The 17205-nt window shown below is 72.0% G+C and carries 13 protein-coding genes; 8 read left to right on the top strand and 5 right to left on the bottom strand.

From position 1 onward, the window contains the following. Positions 1–4: 4 nt before the first annotated feature. Positions 5–3097 (bottom strand): AfsR/SARP family transcriptional regulator, encoded by a 3093-nt coding sequence (locus tag Vau01_RS43240; RefSeq protein ID WP_204005908.1) that lies wholly within the window; start codon positions 3095–3097, stop codon positions 5–7. Between the two features lie 54 nt (positions 3098–3151). Beyond that, the gene (locus Vau01_RS43235; protein ID WP_204005907.1) at positions 3152–3940 is read right to left on the bottom strand and encodes an SAM-dependent methyltransferase; all 789 of its coding nucleotides are present in this window, start codon (positions 3938–3940) and stop codon (positions 3152–3154) included. Positions 3941–3972: 32 nt separating this feature from the next. Between Vau01_RS43235 and Vau01_RS43230 the strand changes: the two genes are divergently transcribed. The 4 genes from Vau01_RS43230 to Vau01_RS43215 all read left to right on the top strand — a co-directional run bounded on the left by Vau01_RS43230 (position 3973) and on the right by Vau01_RS43215 (position 7359). Continuing rightward, positions 3973–4440, top strand: a complete 468-nt coding sequence (locus tag Vau01_RS43230) for a hypothetical protein (RefSeq protein ID WP_204005906.1) — start codon at positions 3973–3975, stop codon at positions 4438–4440. 129 nt (positions 4441–4569) lie between these two features. After that, positions 4570–5127: an NfeD C-terminal domain-containing protein gene (locus tag Vau01_RS43225; protein ID WP_204005905.1), complete on the top strand. Its 558-nt coding sequence runs from the start codon at positions 4570–4572 to the stop codon at positions 5125–5127. Positions 5128–5156: 29 nt separating this feature from the next. Next, positions 5157–6719 (top strand): flotillin family protein, encoded by a 1563-nt coding sequence (locus Vau01_RS43220; RefSeq protein ID WP_239152311.1) that lies wholly within the window; start codon positions 5157–5159, stop codon positions 6717–6719. Positions 6720–6819: 100 nt separating this feature from the next. Next, positions 6820–7359, top strand: coding sequence for a DUF1349 domain-containing protein (locus Vau01_RS43215; protein WP_204005903.1), 540 nt, complete (start codon positions 6820–6822; stop codon positions 7357–7359). Between the two features lie 245 nt (positions 7360–7604). Here the strand turns inward: Vau01_RS43215 and Vau01_RS43210 are convergent, their stop codons facing one another. After that, entirely contained in the window at positions 7605–8609 is a 1005-nt protein-coding gene (locus tag Vau01_RS43210) for a LacI family DNA-binding transcriptional regulator (RefSeq protein ID WP_204005901.1), read from the bottom strand. Between the two features lie 193 nt (positions 8610–8802). Between Vau01_RS43210 and Vau01_RS43205 the strand changes: the two genes are divergently transcribed. Continuing rightward, a complete protein-coding gene (locus Vau01_RS43205) occupies positions 8803–12345 on the top strand; it encodes a LamG-like jellyroll fold domain-containing protein (protein ID WP_204005900.1) in 3543 nt (1180 codons plus the stop codon). A 22-nt stretch (positions 12346–12367) separates the two neighbouring features. Further along, positions 12368–14056: a carbohydrate-binding protein gene (locus Vau01_RS43200; protein WP_239152310.1), complete on the top strand. Its 1689-nt coding sequence runs from the start codon at positions 12368–12370 to the stop codon at positions 14054–14056. Here the strand turns inward: Vau01_RS43200 and Vau01_RS43195 are convergent. After that, the gene (locus Vau01_RS43195; protein ID WP_204005899.1) at positions 14053–15090 is read right to left on the bottom strand and encodes a hypothetical protein; all 1038 of its coding nucleotides are present in this window, start codon (positions 15088–15090) and stop codon (positions 14053–14055) included. The genes Vau01_RS43200 and Vau01_RS43195 overlap by 4 nt on opposite strands. 78 nt (positions 15091–15168) lie before the next feature. Between Vau01_RS43195 and Vau01_RS43190 the strand changes: the two genes are divergently transcribed. After that, positions 15169–15765, top strand: a complete 597-nt coding sequence (locus Vau01_RS43190; protein ID WP_204005898.1) for a DUF2975 domain-containing protein — start codon at positions 15169–15171, stop codon at positions 15763–15765. Next, a complete protein-coding gene (locus Vau01_RS43185) occupies positions 15765–15995 on the top strand; it encodes a helix-turn-helix domain-containing protein (protein WP_204005897.1) in 231 nt (76 codons plus the stop codon). Before Vau01_RS43190 ends, Vau01_RS43185 begins: the two co-directional genes overlap by 1 nt. A gap of 90 nt (positions 15996–16085) precedes the next feature. Here the strand turns inward: Vau01_RS43185 and Vau01_RS43180 are convergent, their stop codons facing one another. Beyond that, positions 16086–17195, bottom strand: a complete 1110-nt coding sequence (locus Vau01_RS43180) for an epoxide hydrolase family protein (RefSeq protein WP_204005896.1) — start codon at positions 17193–17195, stop codon at positions 16086–16088. Positions 17196–17205 lie beyond the last annotated feature (10 nt).

The raw sequence follows: 17205 nt of genomic DNA, 5'->3' as shown, positions 1-17205 counted from the left end.
AAGGTTATCCGTGGCGGGCATTCAGCGCGGCCAGCGCCAGCTCCGCGCGTCTCTGCTCGTCGTGGTCCTGTGTCTCGGTCGCGATCGTCAATGCGGCCCGGTGGTACGCGAGCGCCTCGTCGTCGCGCCCGACCGACCCGAGCGCCTCGCCCATGCCGTTGCGGGCGCTCGCCTCGCCGTACCGGTGGCCGGTCTCCTCGAAGATGCGGATCGCCGCCGACAGGTCCTCCAGCGCGGCACCGACCGCACCCAACCGCAGTTTCACCTGCCCCAGATTCGTCAGCGCGACCGCTTCGCCGTTGCGGTGGCCCGCCGCCCGGAACAGCGGCAGCGCCTCGGCGAGCCGTTCGGCGGCGCGGGCCGGCTCGCCCATTGTGGAGAGCACGTCGCCGAGGTTGGAGAGGGCGGCCGCCTCACCGGTGGGCTCGGCCAGGTCGCGGAAAATGGTCCAGGCCTGCTCGAACGCGTCGGCGGCGCGGGCCGGCTCGTCCTGCCCGCTGTAGGCGTTGCCCAGGTTCACGAGCACGCCCGCCTCGCCGCGGCGGTCGTCGGCGCGACGGTACCGGGTGAGCGCGTCGCGGTGATGGCGCACGGCCGACGCGTGGTCGCCGGTCCGCTCGGCCACGATCCCGAGCCCCGACAGCGCCCGTGCCTCGCCGCGCAGGTCGCCGGTGCGGCGGTGCCCCGCCAGCGCCTCGCGCAACCGGTCGGCGGCCACGTCGTAGCGGCCGAGCAGCCGGTGGATCTCACCGACGTGGGCCCGCAGGTGGGCGACCGCCGCGTCGTCGCCGAGGTCGCCGGCGGCCGCCAGCGCGAACGAGTGCACGGTGAGCCCGTCCCGGTACCTGCCTCCCTCGAAGTGCCGCTGCAGGTTCGCGGCGATCGCGATCGCGTGCCGCGGCCACCCGTTGCGCGCGGCGTGGGCGCACAGCGCGGTCAGGTTCGCCTGCTCGCGGTCGAGCCATGCCACCGCGGCGGCCGCGTCCGCGAGCTCCGGGCCACCGGGGGAGCCCGGCGAAGGAAGATATCCGTGCCACGTCGGGTACAACACCGCCCGCGCCCGGCACACCCCGCCCAGATAGTGGTCCAGCAATGCCTCGGTCGCCGTCGCCCGGGCGTCCGCGTCGTCGAGGTCGCGCGACACCTCCTCGGCGTAGGCGCGCAGCAGGTCGTGCATGCGGTACCGGCCGGACCGGCAGGGCTCGACGAGATGCCCGCGGGCGAGCACGCCGAGCGCCCGGGCCGCCGTTCGATCGTCCACTGAGGACAGTGCCGCCACGGTGAGCGCGTCGAACTCGGGACCGGGGTGCAGCGCCAGCCGCCGGAACGCGAGCGCCGCCACCGCGTCCAGGTGATGGAACGACCACGACAGCACCTCGCGCACGGCGGCGCTGGTGTCGCCGCCGACGTCGAGGAGGTCGAGCCGCGCGTGCCGGTCGGCCAGTTGCCCGGCGATGCCGGACAGGCTCTCCGCCGGCCACGACGCGGCGAGCTCGGCCGCGACCCGCAGCGCCAGCGGCAGGCGCGCGCACTGCTCCACCAACGTCTCGGCGCTGTGCGGATCGTCGGCGACGCGCGGACCGATCAGCAGCCGCAGCAACGCGACCGCGTCGTCGGTCGGCAGCGGCGCGAGCTCCACGCGGTTCGCGCCGTCCAACGCGACCAGCCCGCCGAGGTGGTCGCGGCTCGTCACCAGCACCATGCTCGGTCCGCTGCCGGGCAGCAGCGGCCGGATCTGGTCGGCGCTCGCGGCGTTGTCGAGCACGATGAGCAGCCGCCGCCCGGCCGATTCGGTGCGGAACAACGCCGCGCGCTCCGCCGGGTCGGCGGGCAGGTCGGCCTCCGACCGTCCTAACGCGACACACAGATGCCCCAACGCGTCCGGCGCCGACAGCGGCGTGCCCGTGCCGTAGCCGCGCAGATCCAGATACAGCTGGCCGTCGGGGAACCGGTCGCGGGCCCGGTGCGCCCACCGCAACGCGAACGCCGTCTTCCCCACCCCGGCCGCGCCGCAGATCACCGCGATCACCGGCCGCCCGTCCGGCTCGCCGCCGAGTCGGTCGAGGCCGTCGAGATCCGGGCCGCGGCCGACGAACGCCCCGACGTCGGCCGGCAGCTGTCGCGGCGTTGGGCGATCGCGTCGGTCCCGGCCATCGGCTTTGTGAGATGACGCCATGAGCGTCCCCGCCGTCCGCGGATCCGTCGGGGTCACGGCCGCCGGCGGCCCGTTCCGCGCCGGCGGCTGCGACCCCGACGTCCCGCCCGCCCGTCCCCGCATCCCGCCGGGCTGGCCGGGCTTGCCCGCCGTTCCGCCCGCCCGCCCCGGCGTCCCGTTCGTTTGTTGACCTCCGTCGCGCAGCAGATCGCTGAGCGCGGCACCGAGTTCCGGACCCGGCACCACGCCGAGTTCCTCGGCGAGGCGCTGCCGCGCCCGGTGGTACACCTCGAGGGCCTGCCCCCGCTGGCCCATCGACCGGTAGACCCGCACCAGCCGGGCCTGCGCCGACTCGTCGAGCGGGTTCTCCGCCGCGTCGGCGACCGCCGTGCTCACGACGCCGGACGCGCGACCGGTGCCGACCATCGCGTCGACGTAGCGGGCCAGCACCCGCCGCCGGTCGAGCCCGAGCCCCTCGACCCACCGGTGGTGCGCCAGCGCCGGAACGTCGGCCAGGGCCGGGCCGCGCCACAGCGCGAGCGCGTCGCCGAGCAGGCCGGCCGCCTCGGCCCGGAGCTCGCCCTCCTCGGCCCGGTCGGCGGCGACGACCAGTTCCCGGAAGCGCGTCAGGTCGACGCTCGCGTCGTCGGTGATCAGCCGGTACCCGTCGCCGACGGTGCGGATGCGACGGCTGGGCGACCGCGCGCTCCGGGTCGGTTCCAGCACCCGCCGCAGGTGCATGACGTGCGACTGCACCACGTTGGCCGCCGACGTCGGCGGCGCGTCGCCCCACAACGCGTCGACGAGTTCGGCCCGGGTGACGGGACGGTCGCCGGCCAGCACCAGCAGCCCCAGCACGGCACGCCGGCCGGGTGGGCCGAGCGGGATCTCGTCGGTGCCGTACCAGACCCGGACCTGTCCGAGAACCTGCACAACCAGCACCAGCGAACCTCCGACGCGGCATCCACGTGCGTGGATAGCCTACGGAAGCACAGCCTACGGCGTGCGACCCACGGCGGCCAGGATCGCCGGCTGCGGCTCCTCGTCGCCGCCCGGATCGGGGTGCCAGTCGGTCACCGGCACGATGCCGGGCGGGACGAGTTCGAGGCCGGCGACCATGCCGGCGACCTCCGCCGGCGTCCGGGTGATCACCGGGGTCGGCGTGTGCCGGTACAGGTCACGGACCTTCTCCTGCTCGTCGGTGAGGTCCGTGGTGTGGATGCCGTGCGAGAGCGCGATGTAGCTTCCGCCGACCACCGCGTCGCGGTAGCGCGCGATGATGTCGGCCGGCTTGTCCTCGTCGGGGACGAAGTGGAGCACGGCGATCAGCAGCACGGCGACCGGCCGGGTGAAGTCGACGAGGTCGGTGACCTCCGGGTGGCCCAGGATGTCCTCGGGCCGGCGCAGGTCGGCGCGGATCGCCGTGGCGTGCGGGTGGCCGGCGAGGATCGCCCGCCCGTGCGAGACGGCGACCGGGTCGATGTCGACGTAGACCACCGTGGCGTCGGGCGCGGTCTCGTGCACGTTGCCCAGCGTCGGGATGCCGGAGCCGACGTCGAGGAACTGCCGCACCCCGGCGGCGGTGAGCCACTGCACCACCCGCCGCAGGTACGCGCGGTTGGCGTGGGCGATCAGCCGGAGCCCCGGCCACATCTCCTCGGCCCGCTCGAAGAACATGCGGTCGACCTCGAAGTTGTGGAACCCACCCAACGCGAAGTCGTACACCCGCGCCGCGTTCGGCACCGTGATGTCGACCTCGTCGGAAACCCAGCCGGGCCTTTCCATGCCACTCCCATCGAATGTGTTCGAATGGTGCGGTGGAGCTTACCAAGCGGTTCGGCGCCGACCGGTTCGCGCGTGCCCTCGAGTCCTGGGCCTGGCTGCCCCTCGACGGTCTGACCCCGCGGTTCACCTCGCTGTTCGGCAACGTCTTCCTCGCGGGCGGCGACGGGTCCTGGTGGTTCCTCGACACGTTCGACGGCGAGCTGCTGCGGCCGTGGAACACCCACGCCGACCTCGCCGCCGAGCTCGACACCGAGGACGGCCGCGACGCGTACCTGATGGCGGCGCTCGCGATCGGCGCGCACCACCGGCGCGGTCTGACCCTCGACGACGACCAGGTGTACACGTACATTCCGCCGCCGGTCGTCACCGGCAGCTTCGCCGTCGACGAGATCCAGGTGTTCGACTTCGTGGTGGCCGTCAACCTCGCCGGGCAGCTGCACGAGCAACTGCGGCAGAAGGGACCGGGCTTCACGGTCACCGGGTTCGAACTCGCCGACTGAGCGCCGCCTACCGGGCGCCGCCGGCGGTGCGGGCGCTGTTGCGCGCGTCCACTAGACTTTCGTTCAGTTCCATAGGTGAGCCGGGAAGACTGGTCGGCACAGGTTTCACCGTGCCTATGGAGGTCGCCCGTGGATCCGATCACACTCGGTCTTCTCGTTCTCGGGTGCACGGGCGTGCTCATTCTCGCCGCGTCGCTGATCTTCGGTGAACTTCTCCACGTCGACGTCCACGCCGACCATGCCGACCTCGGCCACGACGACAGCGGCCCGTTCTCGATCCCGGTGCTCGCCGCGTTCGTCGGCGCGTTCGGTTTCGTCGGCGCCATCGGCCATTCCGTGGCGGGCGGCGCCGACGACGGAACCGGGGTCGTCCCGTTGGCCGCCGCGGTCGTCGCCGGCCTGGCCGGCGCGATCCCGACGGCGTGGCTCACGATCCGGTTGAGCCGCTCGCTCGCCGGCATGCCGACCGACGCCACGTTGACCGCCTCGGCGTTGGTGGCGCAGACCGGCGTCGTGGTGACGCCGATCGGCGCGGGCACCTTCGGCGAGGTGCAGGTGAACGTCGGCGGTCAACCCCTGAAGTTGTATGCGAAGTCCGATCGCCCGCTCCGGTTGGGAACCGCCGTCCTCGTGGTGGAGGCCCTGACCGAATCGTCGGTGATCGTCGAGGAGTACGGCTCGTTCTGAGCCGCCGAACCCCGGAAGGTGGGTTGCTCGTGCCTGTTGTCGCGTTCGCCGGCGGCGGCGTCGTGCTGTTGCTGGTTCTGTTGGTGTTACTGGTGATGAGTCGGCTGCGGGTGGCAAGCCCCGACGAGGCGTTCATCATCACGGGGCGCAAGGGTCGGTCGATCACCAGCTCCACCGGTGCCCTGTCGACCGACCTGTCCGGGCAGAAGGTCGTGCTCGGTGCGTCGGTGTTCGTCGTTCCGGTGGTGCAGAAGCTGTACGCGCTCGACCTGTCGAGCCGCCGGATCAACGTGCGGATCCAGGGCGCGGTGAGCGCGCAGGGGATCCGGTGTGACCTCGAGGGCGTCGCGATCGTGAAGGTCGGCGGGGGCGAGGCGGCAATCCGGGCCGCCGCCCAGCGGTTCCTGCACCAGCAGGACGGCATCGAGGCGTTCACGTCGGAGGTGCTCGCCGGTGTGCTGCGGGCGATCGTGGGCCGGCTCACCGTCGAGGCGATCATCCGCGACCGGGCGGCGTTCGCGTCGGAGGTCGCGGAGGAGGCCGAGGCGTCGCTGACCAATCAGGGGCTGGTGCTCGACACGTTCCAGTTGCACGATATCCGCGCGGAGGGCACGTACCTGGCCGACCTCGGTCGGCCGGAGGCGGCCCGGGTGGTGAAGGAGGCCGCGATCGCGGAGGCGCGCGCCCACCAGGCGGCCGAGCAGGAGCGGTTGCTGGCGGAAGAGGCGGTGGCCGTCGCCGAGCGTCAGCTCGCCTTGAAGAGGGCGGGCATCCAGGCCGAGATCGACGCGGCCCGGGCCCTGTCGGCGTCCGCCGGTCCGCTGGCACAGGCCGAGCGCGACCAGGCGGTGCTCGCGGAGAAGGAGAAGGTGGCCACGCGCAACGCCGCGCTGACCGAGCGGAAGCTCGACACCGAGGTGCGGCGTCCGGCCGACGCGGCCCGGTACCGGCTGGAACAGGAGGCCGAGGCGGCCCGCAACGCCGCGGTCTTCAAGGCCGACGCCGAGCGGCAGGCCACGATCGCGGCGGCGCAGGCGGCCGCGGAGCAGGCCCGGCTGGTCGGTGAGGGCGAGCGGGCCCGGCGGGCGGCACTCGCCGAGGCCGAGGCGATCGAGGGCGCGAAGCGCGGTGAGGCCGAGCAGGTGCGGCGTACCGCCATCGCGCAGGCCGTCGAGGCCGAAGGCACCGCCGACGCGGCGGCGACGCTGGCGCGGGGTCAGGCCGAGGCCGAGGCGATGCGGGTGCGCGCCGAGGCGTTCGCGCAGTACAACGAGGCGGCCGTGCTGGAGATGCTGATCCGGGTGCTGCCCGAGGTGGTGCGGGCGGCGTCCGAGCCGCTGGCCGCGGTCGACAAGATGACCGTCATCTCCACCGACGGCGCGAGCGCGCTGACCCGCTCGGTGAGCACCGGCGTGGCACAGGGCCTGCAACTGGGCAGCGATCTGACCGGGCTCGACCTGCCGGCGCTGCTGGCCCGGCTGGGTGGCGTCGGCGTGCCGGACGGGTCTTCGGTGTCGCCGAAGCAGGTGACGCCGGCGGTGTCGGCGAGGCCCGTCAAGCCACCGGCCGACGGGGCGACACCGGTTCGCTGATCCGGGTCTCGGTTCGGGTTTCCGGGTGAGGTGCCGCGGCCGAGGCGGCATCTCACCCGGTATGGTTCGCGGCGCCGCCCGACCCGAATCGAGGTGATGTGTGAGCATCGAATCGCTCACCGGTCCGTTCAGCGCCCCCGCGCGCAGCGACTGGTTCATCGATCCCGCCACCGGCGAGGCGACCGCGAGCGCGCCCCTGCGCCTGATCGACGTCACCGGCGATTTCCAGTTGCGGGCCCGGGTCGACGCCCCGTTGGCGGCGATGTACGACGCGGGCACGCTGTTCGTCCACGGCGGCCCGAGCACGTGGGGCAAACTGGCGCTGGAGCGGTCGCCCGAGGGCACCGACATGATCGTCACCGTCGTGACCCGCGGCGTCTCCGACGACGCCAACGGTGCCGTGGTCCCGAATCCGGGCACGTCGTGGCTGCGCATCTCCCGAACCGGCGACGTCTACATGTTCCACTTCTCGGCCGACGGCGCCCACTGGTCGCTGGCCCGCCTGTTCACGCTGGGCCCGGCGGCCGACCACCGGGTGGGCGTCGGCGTGCAGTCCCCGACCGGCGACGGGTTGACCGCCACCTTCACCGACGTGTCCCTGATCCACGAACCATTGGCCGACCCCCGCAACGGCTCCTGACGGCGCGATCCGGGGCCCGGCCCCGCGTGCCGGTGGTCAGCGGTAGCCGTCAGGCCGTGCGAACCCGGATTCCGGGAGACAAAGTCCCGCCGGAACCGACCGTTGTCTCCCAGGAAGCCCCGCCACCCGAGCCGCCCCTGACCCCTGGTTGATCTCTGGACTGGGCGCTCAGGCACGTTTCCCCGCATCGATGAGGTGCCTCAGCGCCCGGTCAGAAGATCAACTCTCCTGACCCGGCGTACCGGTCAGGACGGGGCCGAGGAGGCGCGCACGACGAGCCGGCACCCGACCGTGTGCAGTCCGGCCTGCGGGCCGTGCTCGATCGCCCGCAGCAGCAGCGTTCCCGCGACCCGGCCGACCTCGCGCAGGTTCAGGTCCACCGTCGACAGCGGTGGTCGGCAGGCCTCCGCGACCGGCGCCCAGTTGTCGACGCCGACCAGCGCGACGTCGTCGGGCAGCCGGCGGCCGTTCTCCCGTAGGCCGTCGGCCACGCCGCGGGCGATCACGTCGCTGCCGCAGAACACCGCGTCGACCTCGGGATGCGCGCGGTTCAGCGCGGCGGCCGCGAACCGGCCCCACACCTCGCTCCAGCCGCCGTACCAGGGCTCGCCCACGAGGTCCAGGCCGGCGGCGCGCAGCGCGCGGTGCGTCCCCTCGACCCGTGCCCGCACCGACGCGTGCCCGTGCGGACCGGTGACGTGGGCGATGTGCCGCCGCCCGGTCCGCACCAGGTGCTCGACGGCCGTCACCGCGCCGGCCGCCTCGTCGACCACGACGCTGCAATCCTCGGGGTCGGCCGAGCGGGCGAACGCGTACACGACGGGCACCGTCGGCGCGCCCACCAGCGGGAGCCGGGCCTCGGTGCGGCGGCCGGCGACGATGATCCCGTCGACCCGCCGGCGGATCAGGCTGCGGACGTAGTGCTGCTCGCGGATCGGGTCGTCGCGGGTGTCGCACACGAACGCGACCGTCTCGCCCCAGCCGAGCGCGTCCTCGGCGCCGTGCAGGATCGGCAGGCTGAACCGTCCGTGATGGTCGGTCATGATCAGGCCGACCGTGTAGGTGCGGCCGCTGAGCAGGCTCGCCGCCACCGCGCTGGGCACGAACCCGAGTTCGTGGGCGGCTAAACGCACCCGTTCGCGGGTCTCGGACCGTAACTGTCCGCGGCCGTTGAGCGCCTTCGACGCCGTGCCGACCGACACGCCCGCCCGCCGCGCGACGTCGACGATGCCGACCCGCCTCCCACCCATGTGGGGCACCGTAGCGACGGAAAACCTTTTCCTCAATGCGCCCCGCCGGTACACATTGACGTCGGCCGCTGTCCTCCGTAACCTACGCGAAACCGGCGCGGAGAGCGGGGACCGCGCGGAAAACATTTTCCGGATCAGGCAGAGGCGCCGCCGGCACGGCGGTTGTGAACGATAACAATCTTGGGGGACCGCGATGAGGCCCGCAGCTACGTCCGTCACCGCCTGGCTCGCGATCGCCTGTCTCGCCACCACCGTCGGCGCCACGGCGCCGGCCCTCGCGAAGGAGGCGGAAGCCGTGCCCGCCCCCGTCCTCAGCTACACGTTCGACACCGACGACCCCGCCACCGGCCGGATCACCGACACGTCCGGCAACGGCCTGCACGGTGTCCTCGTGAACGGCGCGACGGCGACCATCAGCGACGGCGCGATCAACCTCCCCGGCGGCGCGCCGACGTCCACCGGCGCCTACATCCAACTGCCGCGGGCGCTGCTGGAGGGCCGCACCGACCTCACCGTGCAGGCGCGGATCAGGTGGGACGGCACCACCGCGCCGTGGCAGTGGATCTACGCGCTCGGCAAGGACACCGGCCGCTACCTGTTCAGCACCCCGTACAACGGCGACGGCCGGTTGCGCACCGCGGTCACCACGTCGTTCGCCGGGGGAGAGGCACAGGTGACGGGCTACGCGGCGCTGCCGGCCAACGTGTGGAAGACGCTCACCGTCACCCTCGACACCGTCGCGCGGCGGGTGACCACCTATCTCGACGGCGCCGCCGTCGCGTCCGCACCCACGGCGGCGAAGGCCGGCGACCTGATCGACGCCGCGACCACGTCGGCGGGCTTCATCGGCCGCTCGTTCTACCCCGACCCGCTGTTCGACGGCGCCGTCGACGACTTCCGCGTCTACGCCGCGGCGCTGACCGCCGACCAGGTCGCCGAGGGACTCACGCCGCCCACCCCCACCGGTCTTTCCGCGACGACGTTCGACGTCCGCACCACGATCGGCGTCGCGCCGCCGCTGCCCGAGACCGTCCGCGCGACGTTCAGCGACGGCTACGACCGCGACGTCCCGATCGCGTGGGACCCGGTGGACCCGGCCCGGTACGCCGCGCGCGGAACGTTCACAGTGGACGGTGCCGCGGCGGGCCGCACCGTGACGGCGACCGTCACCGTGATCCGCGAGGGCGAACTCACCGTCGACCTCGGCGCCACCACCGGCCCGTTCCACGGCGGCGCGGCGGGCACGTTGTACGGGCTGTACGGGCCGGGCGTCCCCACGAACACGCTCATCGAGGGCATGCGCCTGCGCACGGTCTCGACCAAGGCGCAGGACGGCCCGCAGCATCCCGGCGCCGACGCGCTGGAGGTCGTGCGGCCGCTGGCCGACAGCACCGACGGCGACGTCTACATCTACATGACCGACATCCACCGCGGATTCCCGTACCAGTGGCCGGGAAGCACGCCGGCGGAGAAGGTCGCGCTGTACCGGGAGAAGGTCGCCACGCAGGTCGACCAGGTGCTGCAACTGCCGTCGCAGTACCGCGACAACATCGTGTTCGTGCCGTTCAACGAGCCCGAGGGCAACATGTTCGGCACCGGCGAGTGGAGCTACAACGGCGTCAGCTGGCTCAGCGACCCGACCGACTACTTCCGCACCTGGGACGACTTCTACCGCCTCATCAAGAGCAAAATCCCGGACGCCCGCATCGCCGGCCCGAACACCAGCGTGCTCTACGCACAGGTGAGAGGTTTCCTCGAACACACGGTCGCCGCCGGCACGGTGCCCGACGTGATGACGTGGCACGAGCTCTCGCACCCGGAGGCCGTGCGGGAGAACGTGCGCCGGTACCGCGCGATGGAGGCGGAGGTGCTCGGCGGGCGGCAACTGCCGATCAACATCAACGAGTACGCCTTCAACTACCACACCTCCGTGCCCGGCCAGATGATCCAGTGGATCTCCGCGATCGAGGAGTCCAAAGTGGACGCCGACATCGCCTACTGGAACATCGACGGCAACCTCTCCGACTCGGCGGTGCAGGCGAACCGGGCCAACGGGCAGTGGTGGCTGTTCAACGCGTACGGCGGCATGACCGGGGACACGGTGCGCGTCACGCCGCCGTACCCGGGCCGGAACTACACGCTGCAGGGCGTCGCGACGCTCGACCGCGCCAAGCGTCAGGCCCGCGCGATCGTCGGCGGCGCGGGCGGCGCCGGTCACATCCGGTTCGCGAACGTCCCGTCGACGGTGTTCGGCCGCACCGTGCACGCGACGGTCCGGGAGATCCCGTGGAGCGGCCAGATCGGCGACTCCGGCCCGCCGCGATTGTTCGCCGAACGCGACATCAGGGTCCGCGACAACACGGCCGTGGTCGACCTGACGGGTCTCACCGAGTCGTCGGCGTACGAGATCGTTCTGGCGCCCGCCGGTGACGACCGGGCGACGCCGGATCCCCTGCTGTGGCAGCAGTCCTACGAGGCCGAGAACGCCACCTACACCGGCGGCGGCTACAGCCGCAACGGCCCGGAGGGCTCGCCGGCCGACGTGTCGAAGTTCTACACCTCCGGCGGGTTCAACGTCGGCGGGCTGCGCACCGGCAGCGACGGCGTGCTCGACTTCACCGTCGACGTCCCGACGGCCGGCCGCTACGACCTGAGCGTGTTCGCCAACTCTCTCAACACGTTCGACCTCATCAGGGAACAGGGGCCGACGAACGTGTTCCTCCGTGTGGACGGCGGCGCCGAGCAGGAAGTGTTCCTGCCGCTGGGCTACAAGTGGGTGGTCTGGGACCACGCCGACACCACCGTCGACCTCACCGCCGGCCGGCACACGATCTCGCTCGCCGCCCGCAGCCTCGACGGGTCGAAGGCCACGAGGGGCGACGCGATCGTCGATCGCATCCGGCTCGGCCTGCCCAATCCTTTGGCACAGGCGACCGTCTACCAGGCCGAGTTCGCCGACCTGACCGGCGGCCGCACCGTCTACAGCGGACGGTCGTCGGGTGCCGCGCTCGACCGCGGCGACACGGCGACGTTCTGGGTGTACTCGGCCCGCGACGCCGAGGCCGGGCTCGACCTCGCCGTCCCCGACGGCGCGGTACGTATGACGGTCAACGGCGTGGAGGTCGGTCGCAAGGCGGCCGTGTCGCTGTCCGGCGGCATCAACAAGGTCGTGGTGACGGGCACCTCGCGGCACGCCGTTGTCGACCGGCTCACCGTGCGTCCCGGCGCCGGCCGCCTGCCGACCACCACCTACGAGGCCGAACAGGCACAGCCGGCCGGCACCGCCACCGTGGAACCGCGGTCGCTCGCCAGCGGCGGCACCGTCGTCACCGGCATCGGCGGCGATCCCGGCAACGCCAACACGCTCACGTTCACGGTCACCGCACCGGCCGACGGCACCTACGCGATGCGGGTCCGCTACTCCAACCCCGAACAGTCACCGGCCACCCACTACAACCCCGACCCGTTGGCCCGCCACGCCGACGTGTCGGTCAACGGCGCGGCCGCGCAGCGCGTCCTGTTCCCGCACTCGTTCCACGCGAACAACTTCTGGGAGCTCACCGTGCTCGTGCGGCTGACGAAGGGCCGCAACACGGTGCGGTTCGCGTCGTCGGAACTCCCCAACTTCGACGGGACCACATACGCGTCGGACACGTTCCCCGGCGTGCTCCTCCGGTCGCGGTACGCGCCACTGATCGACCGCATCACCGTCACCCCGTTCAGCCGGAACCTCTAACACCCCCCGAGGAGGAACCCCCGTGAACCGCCGCAGATCCGCCGTGACGATCCTCATCGTCGCCGGTGCGCTACTCGCGCCCGCCCCCGCGAGCGCCGCCAACACCACGCTGACCGTCAACGCCGCCTCGCCGTTCCGCCCGGTGAGCCACGTCGGCGCCGGCGGCCTCTACGCGCTGGCCGAGAACAACCGGCCCGCCGACACCATGCTGCTGCCGTTGAAGCTCAACACGTTGACCCAGCCGTCGCCCCGGGTCGGTCAGCGTCCGAACGGCCAGCCACCGGGCGGCGACGCGCTGCTCGTCGCGCCGCAGGCGACCCGCGTCGGCGCCGCCGAGTACATCCGGATGCCCGACATCTACCCGAACTTCCCGTACCAGTGGGTCAGCTGGAACGACTGGCTGTCCAAAGTGGACACCCAGGTGCGTGACCGGCTGGCCGCGACCGGCACCAGCAACATCGCCGGCTGGGAGCTGTGGAACGAACCCGACTACACCTGGAACACGAGCGCGGCCGGCAGCTTCAACGCCGGCTGGGTCACCACGTTCCGGCGGGTGCGTGCCCTCGACGCGCTGACCCCGATCGTCGGGCCGAGCACCGCCACCTACAACGAGTCGTGGATGCGCTCGTTCCTCACCTACGCCCGCGACAACAACGCGCTGCCCGACATCATCTGCTGGCACGAGCTCACCGCCGCGTCCCGGATCGCCGGCGACATCGCGAACTACCGCGCGCTGGAGTCGTCGCTCGGGATCAGCCCGCGCCGCATCTCCATCAACGAGTACGCCACGCCCACCGAGATCGACCAGCCCGGCCCGGTGGCGAGCTACATCGCGAAGTTCGAGCGCGGCGGCGTCAACGACGCCGAGCGTGCGTTCTGGTACGAGTACGGGACCGTGAACGGGCTCACCGTCAACAACCAGCCGACCGGTAGCTGGTGGCTGTACAAGTGGTACGGCGACATGGCCGGCAACATGGTCGTCACCACGCCACGGGCGCAGACCGGCCTCGACGGCTTCGCCTCCCACGACCCGACCCGCCGCATCGTCGACGTCGTCTTCGGCGGCGAGTCCGCCACCAACTTCGTCCGCGTCACGGGACTGTCCACAGTGGGCGGTCAGGTGCGCGTCACGCTGGAGTCGACCCCGGCGAACGGGCGCACGTCGGTGGTGTCGAACCCGACGACGATCAGCAACACCACGGCCACCGTCTCCAACGGCGAGCTGACCGTGACCGTCCCCAACATGAGCGCCACGAGCGGCTACCACCTCCGCATCCAGCCGACCAGCGGCGTGCCCGCGTACCAGCAGCGGTACGAGGCGGAGAACGCGGCGATCTTCCGCGCCAACCGGTTCGGCAGTTCCAGCGCGTCGGCCGGCGCGTACGTGGGGCAGATCGACAACACCGGTGACCCGCGCACCGCCAGCTACGTCGACTTCGTGGTCAACGTGCCGACCGCTCGCGCCTACACGATGCGGATCGGTTACGCCAACGCGACCGGCGCGACGTCGACGCACGGCCTGGCCTACAACGGCGGCGCGTGGTCGACGGTCAGCTACCCGCCCACCGGTGCGTGGGGCCAGTTCGGCGCGACCGTGAGCACGTCGGTGACGCTGCGCGCCGGCTACAACGTGATCCGGCTCGCGAAGGGCTCGCCGTTCTTCGGCGGCGGCACCGGTTACGCCGAACTGGACTACATCGAACTGGTCTAGGCGCTCAGGTGACGGACGTTGCGTAGCCCCGGATCGTAGGTCGCGTTCATCGTCGCCTTCCCCTCCGCCCAGTCGCCGAGCAGGTCGCGGACCCGCTCGGCGACGCCGGTGGTGGAGTCGACGTAGTAGTGCAGCACCCGCACGCCCCGGGTGGTCTCGTGGGCGAGCAGCGTTCCCGCGTCCCGCAGCAGGTCGGTCACCTCGTCCTCCTTGGCCCGCAACGCTTCCAGCGAGGACTCCACCGGGAGGCGGCCGTCGTTCACCGTGCGGTAGGGCAGGGTGACCGCGAGATGCGTGTCGAAGCGCGGGAAGCGCACCGGCACCAACGGCTGCTGGGCGCAGGCGAGAACGGGCCAGCCGTCCGCGTCACCGCTCATCAGCGCCCACACGTCGTCCTTCTCCTCGGCGGCCAGCCGGTCGACCGCGGCCCGCAACTGGGCGCCCGGCTGGGCGTCGGACGGCGGCGCGCCGCCGAACTCGACGTGCCCGATCCACCGCTCGACCGCGTCCTCGCCGAGCAGCCAGTCGAGGCTGAGGAACGAGACCTGCCCGCGGACCTCGTCCGGCAGGTCGGGGAACACCGGGTGGTAGACGGTGACGTCGGCCTGGTCCCGGTCCGGGTCGACGGCGAAACCGAAGCGCAGGTCGGCGAGCGCGAGTTCGGCGTTCTCCAGGCGCATCGAGTACTCCAGCCCGGCGGGATCGGCCTGACGGGCGGCGTGGTACTCGAAGGTGTCGTCGGCCGGCGGCGCCGCGTCGAGCCAGCGGACGGCGTACGCACGCAGTTCCGCGTGCCCGCCCGGCGACACCACGAGGGCGTGCCGCGCCCGCTGTCCCTTGGCCACCTCCCACTGCAGGTCGGTGTGGATCGCGGCGACCCGCTCGGCCAGTACCGGGTGCAGGTCCTGCCACTCGCCGCTGGTGGTGGCGGCCTCGACGCCGGGGCGCACCCGCGGCCACCACTCCCAGAACGCCGCGATCGCGGCGTCGGCCTTCGCGTACCTGTCGCCGTTCCGGGACCGCCGAGAGATCATCGCGACACTGTACCGGGCTTGACATCCGCGTCCCCTGTATTGATTATCGGTATATCGATTTTCAATATGGGGGTACTCATGATGAGGCGACTGCGCAGGCCGGACTGGCTCGCGGAACTGCAGGGCCTGACCCTGCTGCTGATGGTGGTCGCGGTGGTCGTGTCCGCGGTCCGCGTTGTGATGGTGACGTTCGGCGACGACGCCGTGCCGGTCGAACTGCAGGCGCGCGACCTCGGCGCCGACGACCTGTCGGTGGGCGGCGCCACGGTCGGCCCCGACGGCGCGGTCGAGGCGTACGTGTCCGACCCGTCCGGGCACCAGATGCTGCTCTCGGCGTTGACGTGGATACCCACGGTGGTCCTGGTGGTGGCGGTCCTCGCGCTGTTGTTCCGGGCGATCCGGGACGCGCGCAGCGGCGACCCGTTCACCACGCGCATGGTGCGCCGGCTCCGGATTCTCGCCGTCGTCGCGCTCGTGGGCGGGGAAGTGGTCGCGCTCACCGAGGCGTTCAGCGGGATGTCGCTGGTGGGCACGGTTCTCCCGGAACCGGGCGCGTTCCACGGGGTCCTCACGCTGCCGATCGGCTGGGTGTTCGCCGGCTTCGGATTCCTCGCCCTCGGCGAGCTGATCCGCCGCGGCCGCGCGCTGCGCGAGGAACTGGCCGAGGTCATCTGATGCCGCCGGAGGACCCGCACCGCGTCGACATCCACCTCGACCACCTGCTCGCCAAGCGCGGCATGACCCTGACCGAACTGGCCGACCGCGTCGGCGTCACCTTCGCGAACCTGTCGGTGTTGAAGAACGGACGGGCCCGCGCGATTCGGTTCAGCACCCTCACCGCCCTCTGCGACGCGCTCGACTGCCAACCCGCCGACCTGCTCACCGTCCGCCCGGGCCGGTCCTGAAACCCGTGGCCGAACCTGCCGTTCCTCGTCGACCTGGTCGCCTGCGTGCAAGATCGGCGACGTGGGGTCCACTGACACTCCACCCAGCGGTCACCGATCGCGGAAGAACTCGCGGATGTCGGCGACCAGCGTGTCCGGCGCGTCGAGCGCCGAGTAGTGGCTGCCCTCGTCGTGGTACTTCCACGACACGATGTTCGCGTGCTCGCGTTCGGCGAAGCGGCGGACCGACTGGAAGTCGAACTTGAAGTTCGACAGGCCCAACGGAACCGTGGTCGGCCCGTCGGGAACGGCGGACGCGTGCCGGTCCTCGAAATACAGCCGCGCGGCCGAGCCGGCCGTGTTCGTGAACCAGTAGATGCTCACGTTCGTGAGCAACAGGTCGGGGTCGAGGGACCCGAGCAACTGCGCGCTCCACGCCAACTGGCCCACCGGCGAGTCCGCCAGCGCGTGCGCGATCGTCTGCGGGGCGAGCGACTGCATCTTGTCGTGCGCGCCGCCGTTCTCGTTCCACCATTGCATGAACTGCACCCGGGGACCGTCCGATGAGGACAGTTCCGCGAACTCCGCCGGGTCGCCCGACGGGAACGCGAACACCTGCGTCACGTGCACGCCGGTCACGTGCGCGGGGTCCACCCGACCGACCTCCGGCGAGATCAGCGACCCGGCGTCGTTGCCGTGCACGCCGTACCGCTCGTACCCGAGGCGGCGCATGAGTTCCGCCCACGCCCGCGCGACGCGGTACCGGTTCCAGCCCTTCTCCGTCGTGCGTCCGGAGAACGCGAATCCCGGGATCGACGGGATCACGAGATGGAACGCGTCGCCCGGATTGCCGCCGTGCGCCCGCGGATCGCTCAGCGGACCGATGACCTCGAACAGGTCGAGCACCGACCCGGGCCAGCTGTGCGTGAGGATGAGCGGCGTCGCGTCGGGCTCCGGCGAGCGGACGTGGAGGAAGTGCACGTTCTGCCCGTCGATCGTCGTGGTGAACTGGGGGTACGCGTTGAGCCGCTTCTCCCAGGCGCGCCAGTCGTACCCGTTCCGCCACCGCTCCACCAGTTCGCGGACCCGGTCCAGCGGCACGCCGTAGTCCTCGCCGGCGCCGGGCAGTTCGTCGGTGAACCGGGTGCGGGCCAGGCGCTGGGCCAGGTCGTCGAGGTCGGCCTGCGGGATGTCGACGGTGAACTCGCGGATGTCTGTCATGCCGTCACTC

It is taken from the genome of Virgisporangium aurantiacum, from assembly GCF_016863635.1.
Lineage (GTDB): Bacteria > Actinomycetota > Actinomycetes > Mycobacteriales > Micromonosporaceae > Virgisporangium > Virgisporangium aurantiacum.
This window is presented reverse-complemented; position numbering and strand designations above follow the sequence as displayed.

Coding starts and splice junctions, on each gene's coding strand:
- Vau01_RS43235 (WP_204005907.1), bottom strand. CDS start 3,940: ATGGAAAGGCCCGGCTGGGTTTCCGACGAGGTCGACATCACGGTGCCG.
- Vau01_RS43210 (WP_204005901.1), bottom strand. CDS start 8,609: ATGGGTGGGAGGCGGGTCGGCATCGTCGACGTCGCGCGGCGGGCGGGC.
- Vau01_RS43205 (WP_204005900.1), top strand. CDS start 8,803: ATGAGGCCCGCAGCTACGTCCGTCACCGCCTGGCTCGCGATCGCCTGT.
- Vau01_RS43195 (WP_204005899.1), bottom strand. CDS start 15,090: ATGATCTCTCGGCGGTCCCGGAACGGCGACAGGTACGCGAAGGCCGAC.
- Vau01_RS43190 (WP_204005898.1), top strand. CDS start 15,169: ATGATGAGGCGACTGCGCAGGCCGGACTGGCTCGCGGAACTGCAGGGC.
- Vau01_RS43185 (WP_204005897.1), top strand. CDS start 15,765: ATGCCGCCGGAGGACCCGCACCGCGTCGACATCCACCTCGACCACCTG.
- Vau01_RS43180 (WP_204005896.1), bottom strand. CDS start 17,195: ATGACAGACATCCGCGAGTTCACCGTCGACATCCCGCAGGCCGACCTC.